Source organism: Brevundimonas sp. (assembly GCF_004210735.1).
In the GTDB taxonomy this organism is placed as follows: Bacteria; Pseudomonadota; Alphaproteobacteria; order Caulobacterales; family Caulobacteraceae; genus Brevundimonas.
The window spans coordinates 1-1,362 of the sequence record NZ_SDZL01000133.1; the positions used below are offsets into that span (position 1 = coordinate 1).

1 protein-coding gene is annotated in these 1,362 nt (G+C 64.6%); it reads left to right on the top strand.

Annotated features, from left to right (window positions below; genetic code table 11):
- The coding region (locus EON91_RS14425; RefSeq protein ID WP_366250477.1) for a CaiB/BaiF CoA-transferase family protein at nucleotides 1-1,200 on the top strand (1,200 nt) is incomplete at its 5' end.
- Nucleotides 1,201-1,362: the final 162 nt, after the last annotated feature.

Genomic DNA, 1,362 nt, shown 5'->3' on the forward strand with positions numbered 1-1,362 from the left:
GCGACAGGCTTGACGTGCGCGGCAATGCGGGAGTGTCTTCGGCGCAAACGGAGAAGCGTTATGGCGTCTGGTCCCCTGGTTGGCGTGAAGATCGTGGAGTTCGCGGGCATTGGTCCGGGACCGTTCTGCGGGATGCTGCTGGCCGATCTTGGCGCCGACGTTGTGCGGATTGATCGCTCGGATGCGGTGGGGCGCGGGCAGCCGGATCTGGCGAACCGGGGCAAGCGATCGATCGCGATCGACCTGAAGAAACCTGAAGGCGTCGAGGCGGCGCTTAGCCTGATGGAGAAGGCGGACGGGCTGATCGAAGGCTTCCGGCCGGGCGTGATGGAGCGGCTGGGGCTGGGGCCGGACGTGGCGCTGGCGCGAAATCCGCGGCTGGTGTTCGGGCGGATGACGGGTTGGGGGCAGACGGGGCCGTGGTCGACCATGGCCGGGCACGACATTGATTATATCGCGCTGACCGGTGCGCTTCACACGATGGGGCGGAAGGGCGAGCCGCCTGCGCCGCCGCTGAACCTCGTCGGGGATTTTGGGGGCGGGGCGCTTTATCTGGCGTTTGGCCTGCTGGCCGGGATCATCGAGGCCAAATCTTCCGGCAAGGGGCAGGTGGTGGACTGCGCCATGATTGATGGCGCAGCGTCGCTGATGACCATGTTCTATGGGATGAAGGCGGCGGGCATGTGGAACGCCAACCGCGACGACAACCTGCTGGATGGCGGGGCGCACTTCTACGACACATATGAATGCGCTGACGGGAAGTTCCTGGCGATCGGGGCGATCGAGCCGCAATTCCATGCGCTGCTGGTGAAGGGGCTGGGCCTGCCTGACGACGCGTTCCCGGCGCAGATGAACCGGTCGGAGTGGCCGGGCTATTCGAATCGGGTGGCGGAGGTCGTGAAAACCAAGACGCGGGACGCCTGGATGGCCATTTTTGACGGTACGGACGCCTGCGTTGCTCCCGTCCTGAGTATGGATGAGGCGCCCAGGCACCCTCACAACGCCGCGAGGAAAACTTTCGTCGAGGCGTTCGGAGCGGTTCAGCCGGGGCCAGCGCCCCGGTTTTCGCGTACGGCGGGAGCTGTGAACGGCTTGCCGGCGATTGCGGGCGTGCAGTCGGCCGATGTGCTGAAAAGCTGGGGTATCGAGGCTGGCCGGGCCGAGGGCTTCCTGAAGGCCGGGGCCGTCGTTCAAGCCTGAGGGCGCTCCGGTTAGCCTCCGATTCAGCCGGAAATATGGCGTGGAGTCAGTGACTTCGCGGTATTTGTTTCACCTGAATTAGGGACAACAAGCGCCTCAATCAGCGTTCAGACTCACTCCCATATACCAAGCACATACCGCCGGGACGCCTTGAAGTCCCTC